Genomic DNA, 5,118 nt, shown 5'->3' with positions numbered 1-5,118 from the left:
CCTACGAGATGCCTCTCAGACTCGGGAAATAGGATCTTAGACAACCTCTATTCTTCCTGGTCAGAGGGGCATTTCTGCGTTACGACGCCAACTTAGCAAGCCTCCCCATCGGTGGATCGAGGCTAAGGGGATGCGGGTCGAGGAATCGGCCGCGACCTCCGTCGGCACGAGCGGCTCGGCGGTGACCTTCGCCGCGGCCACCGTCATGGTGGCGCTGCTCGGCTTGCTCATCGTCGACATCCCCTTCCTCTCGGTCATGGGCGTCGCGGCGGCGGGCGGCGTCCTCATGGCGCTGCTCGCGGCCCTCACCCTGCTGCCCGCCTTGTTCGGTCTCGCGGGGGAGCGCCTGCGCCCGAAGGAGGGCAGCCGCGTCTGGCGACGCGAGACCGGCGAGAACGCGAAGCCGACCATGGGTCGCCGATGGGTGCGGCTGGTGCTGCGGGCCCCCATCGTGTTCGTCATTCTCGTCATCGGCGTACTCGGGGTGACTGCCCTGCCTGCTCTGCACATGGAGACCTCCCTGCCGAGCGGCAAGAACGAGGCCGAGGGTGCAACCGCCCGCGAGGCGTACGACATGATCACCGATCACTTCGGTGAGGGCAGCAACGGCCCGATGCTCGTCATGCTCGACATCACGCAGGTGGACAACGACACGCTCGTCGACGATCTCGCAGCGATCCGCGACCGCGTCGCGGCGGTGCCGGGTGTCGCATCCGCCGGTGACGCCCTGCCGAACCCCACGGTCGACTCGGCGATCATCCAGGTGATCCCGACGACCGGGCCCGCCGACCCCGAGACGACGAAGACCGTCGCCGCGCTCCGCGCGCTCGCGGCCGGCATCGAGGCCGACTACAACGCCGTGAGCTCGGTCACTGGCTCGACGGCCGTGCAGATCGACATCACCGACCGGCTCAACGGCGCGCTCTTGCCCTTCGCCGGCGTCGTCGTCGGGCTCAGCTTCATCCTGCTCGCCCTCGTTTTCCGTTCGATCCTCGTGCCGCTCAAGGCGGCCGTGAGCTTCCTGCTCTCGGCGTTCGCCGCGTTCGGCGTGGTGGTCATGGTGTTCCAAGACGGCGCGCTCGGCACGATCATGGGCATCGTGCCTGGGCCGATCATCTCGTTCCTGCCGGTCATCCTGCTCGCCATCGTGTTCGGTCTCGCGATGGACTACGAGGTGTTCCTCGTCTCGGGCATGCGCGAGGCCCACGTGCGCGGGCTGAAACCGAGGGAGGCGATCGAGGAGGGCTTTGCGTCGGCGGCGCGCGTCGTCACCGCAGCCGCGCTCATCATGTTCTTCGTATTCGTCGCCTTTGTTCCTGAGGGCGCGGGGGTGATCAAGGTAATCGCGCTCGGCCTCGCGGCCGGCATCTTCTTCGACGCATTCCTCGTGCGCATGACGCTCGTGCCCGCGCTCATGGCACTGTTCGGCAAGCACGCCTGGCAACTGCCGAAGTGGCTCGAACGCCACTTGCCCGACCTCGATATCGAGGGCGAGCACCTTCGCGAGTACCGCGCCCGAGCCGAGTGGGCGCAGCAGCACCACGCGGCGATCGCGTTCGAAGACCTTGTTGTGGGCAACGAACGGGCGCCGTTCGAACCGGTCACGGGCGAGGTGCCCGCGGGTGGCGTGCTCGTGGTGCGCGGCGACGTCGCCCCGCGGGCGGTCGTCGCCGCGACCCTCGCGGGTCGGGTGAACCCGCATAGCGGTCGGCTCCAGGTGCTCGGCCGCACGCTGCCGGGTGACGGCGCCGCGCTGATCTCGCGCGTCGCGATCGCCGACCTTGGCAATCTCGACGACCGGGCCCGCGAGCTGTCGCTCGGCCAGCTCATCGGCCGCCACGGCGCGTTCGGCCGCACTGACCTGCGCACCGAACTGCCCGAGCATCAGGTCGTGTCGGTAATCGACGACCTCGATGCCGCGCTGCGTGCGGTGGGCTGGGACGGCCCACGACTCACGGCGCAGACTCGCCTCACGAGCCTGGATGCGCTCGGCCGCGCCATCGCGCTCGCGGGCGCCGCAGTGGTCGAGCTCCCCGAATTGCTCGTGCTCGAGGTCGGCGCGCTCGGCTTCGACGCGCGCTCGGGTGGTCTCGTCGCGCGGGTGGTCGCCGCCGTGCAGCGACTCATCAGGGCCGACGTCACCCTCGTCCTCACCACGGGCATGGCGTTCGACGCCACACAGCTGCGGGAGCTCGGACGCGAGATCGAGGTCATCGACCTCCTCCGGGCGAAAGCGAGCCCAGCATCCGCCGATTTTGATTCTTCTGCTCGAAAGGAGCTGCACCGATGAGCGGCACGCAGCGCACCGCGACCGGCTTTACCGGCGCTCGTATTCGCAACATCGTCATCGCGGTTTTGCTGCCGCTCGCGATTGTTGGCCTCTACTTCGCTGCGCTGAGTGGCAGCAACCAGCGCGACGACGCACTTCCTGTCGTGCTGGTGAACAGCGACCAGATGGTCGAGCAGGCGAACAACGACGGCACGACGACGCAGGTGGTCGCGGGCCGCTTGCTCGTCACCTGGCTCACCGACCCCGAGAACGCCGGCGCGTATAGCTGGGAGCTCGTCAACGCCGAGACGGCGCAGCAACGGCTCGACGACGGCACCGCATACGCGGCCGTCGAGATTCCCGAGAACTTCTCGGCGGCGGTCGTGTCGCTCGGCGGTGGCGAGCCCGAGGCCGCGCGCATCAACGTGACCGTGAGCCAGTCGGCCGATTGGATGACCGGCGAGGTCACCCAGCAACTCTTCGACGGTATGACCGCCGAGTTCGGGCAGCAGCTCACGAACCAGGTAGCGGTTGGGCTTGCCGACGGGCTCAACGACTCGGCCGACGGCCTCGAGCAGGCGGCCGACGGCGCGCAGCAACTCGCCGATGGCGCGGGCGAACTCGGTTCGGGCTTCACGCAGTACCAAGACGGCGCGCAGGAGCTCGCGGATGCGGGCAGCCAGGCTGCTGACGGTGCTTCGCAGCTCAGCGACGGAGCGAGCGAGTTCGGCGACGGCGTCGAACAGTACGTTTCGGGCGTCGACTCCTACATCGACGGCGTTGGCCAGTACGCCTCGGGCGCCGACCAACTCGCCTCCGGCGTAACCGAGTTTGCTGGCGGCATCGACACCTACACCGACGGAGTTGGGCAGTACGTCGACGGGGTGCAGCAGCTCGCCGACGGGCTCGGCCAGTTGGATGCGGGTAGCGGGCAGTTGCAGGATGCGGCAGGCCAGCTCAACGACATCGCGGGCCAGCTCGAATCGAACAGCGGCAACATTGATCAGGCGCTCGCGGGCCTCGAGCAGCTCAGCACCCTGCTTTCGCAGCTCGACTCGGTCGACCCGAGCGCGCTAACGACATATTGCGATCAGCTCGAGGCGATTGACCCGGCGCAGGCCGACGCGTGCCGCGGCGCGGTTGGGCAGCTGCAGAACCAGCTGCCCGGCGGCACCGTTGACCTTGGCGGCATCGAGAGCGAACTCAATTCGCTGATCGACCAGGTGGGAGGTGTTCAGGATGCCGGAGACCAGCTGGGCCAGCTCGCCGACGGCCTCACGCAGTACACCGAGGGCGTCACCGCATCGGCGCAGGGCGCGAGCGAACTCTCGACGGCAGGGGATGAACTGGTGAGCGGCGGGGGAGGGCTCTCCTCTGGCGCGGGCGAGCTCTCGTCGGGCGCATCGCAGCTGAGCGGCGCATCGACGCAGCTCAGCGACGCGGGCGGGCAACTGCAGGATGCGGGTGGCCAGCTCACCGGCGGTGCGAGCGAGCTTTCGAGCGGCGCCGGCGAGCTCTCGGACGGGCTCACGCAGCTTGCCGACGGTCAGCAGCAGCTCGTAGATGGCGGGGACGAGCTCGGCGACGGTATCCAGAGCCTGCGCGAGGGCGCGAGCACGATGTCGCAGTCGCTGCAGGACGGCGCCGATCAGGCGAAGAACGCGATCGGCGACCCGGATGCGTTTGCCGACGCGGTGGCGCAGCCCGTCGTTGCCGAGGTGAACGGCGTGCACAACCCCACGTTCGCCGGGATGCTTGCGGCGCTCCTGCTGCCCATCGGCATTTGGCTTGCCGGGCTCATTGCCTCGCTGCGTCGAGGACTCGTCACCGACGAGATGCTTGCGTCGAGCGCGTCGACCTGGAGCATCCTGCTCGCGGCCACGCGCCGGTTGGCGCAGCCCGTGCTCATCGTTGCCGGCGTCGTGACGCTCGCGCAGCACGTGTTCTTCGGGGTGCCGTGGGCGGGCATCGGCATCACGATTCTGTTCGCGCTACTTGGCACCGCGGTCACGGTCGCGTTGCACCTGCTCTTCGCCGCGTGTGCGAAGCGCCGAACGGCGGTGCTGACCTCGCTCGTCGCGTTGGCGCTGCAGCTGCTGCTCGTGCGCGGCTTCTTCCCGCTCGAGCTTCGTTCGGGCTGGGTGGAGACGGTGAGTGGTTGGGCTCCGTTGGCCCAGTTGGCCGCCGGAATGCAGGCCGGCTATGCGGGGGCAAGTACGGGAGCGGTGGTTGGACCGGCGATCTTGGTGGTGCTGATGACCGCTGCGGCGGCCGTGATCGCCACCATCGTCATGACGACACGCCGACACGCCACCGCAAAATCCCTGGTCAGCGCACTATCGGAACGTCACGCGTGACGCGATTTGACGCAACGGAATTCGATGTCATAAGCTTATGGAGTTGCGCCGGAAGGGGCAGCAAAGCCCAAGACCGGGTGCGAGGCTCACTACGAGCCGAGCTTGATGCTCTAAGAGCTCCGAGGGTCTGACCGGAAACACAGTCTGAACAAGACGGAAACGCCAGGTTGACAAACGAAAGTTACTGGGTATAAGCTAATCAGGTTGCTTCGGACAGAAGCGGCAGGGAAATAACCGCCGCAGAAACCGAAAGCGATTGGTCTTTGAGAACTCAACAGTGTGCACTAAATAAATTGTCATATGCCATTTTTTATATGGTTACCTCGTGACTGGCTAGCTTCGGCTGGCTGGTTTATTTGGTTCCTTTTTTTAATATTTTGGATGATGATCGCCAGATTAATTTTGGTGTTTTGATTCTGGATTGAACTCATTTTTTACGGAGAGTTTGATCCTGGCTCAGGACGAACGCTGGCGGCGTGCTTAACACATGCA

At 66.5% G+C, this 5,118-nt stretch carries 2 protein-coding genes and 1 rRNA gene; all 3 read left to right on the top strand.

The genetic code is table 11. The features are described from left to right. Nucleotides 1-130: 130 nt before the first annotated feature. A complete protein-coding gene (locus QM019_RS12430) occupies nt 131-2,290 on the top strand; it encodes an MMPL family transporter (protein ID WP_282853270.1) in 2,160 nt (719 codons plus the stop codon). Next, a complete protein-coding gene (locus tag QM019_RS12425; RefSeq protein WP_282853269.1) occupies nt 2,287-4,626 on the top strand; it encodes a YhgE/Pip domain-containing protein in 2,340 nt (779 codons plus the stop codon). The genes QM019_RS12430 and QM019_RS12425 overlap by 4 nt, the downstream gene beginning before the upstream one ends. Before the next feature lie 433 nt (nt 4,627-5,059). Then, nucleotides 5,060-5,118, top strand: a 16S ribosomal RNA gene (locus tag QM019_RS12420); the annotation flags it as partial.

Origin of the sequence: Gulosibacter sediminis (genome assembly GCF_030011715.1) — a bacterium.
GTDB classification, from domain to species: domain Bacteria; phylum Actinomycetota; class Actinomycetes; order Actinomycetales; family Microbacteriaceae; genus Gulosibacter; species Gulosibacter sediminis.
The sequence above is the reverse complement of the archived record's forward strand: the minus strand, read 5'-3'. Positions and strand labels throughout refer to the sequence as shown.

Coding starts and splice junctions, on each gene's coding strand:
- QM019_RS12430 (WP_282853270.1), top strand. CDS start 131: ATGCGGGTCGAGGAATCGGCCGCGACCTCCGTCGGCACGAGCGGCTCG.
- QM019_RS12425 (WP_282853269.1), top strand. CDS start 2,287: ATGAGCGGCACGCAGCGCACCGCGACCGGCTTTACCGGCGCTCGTATT.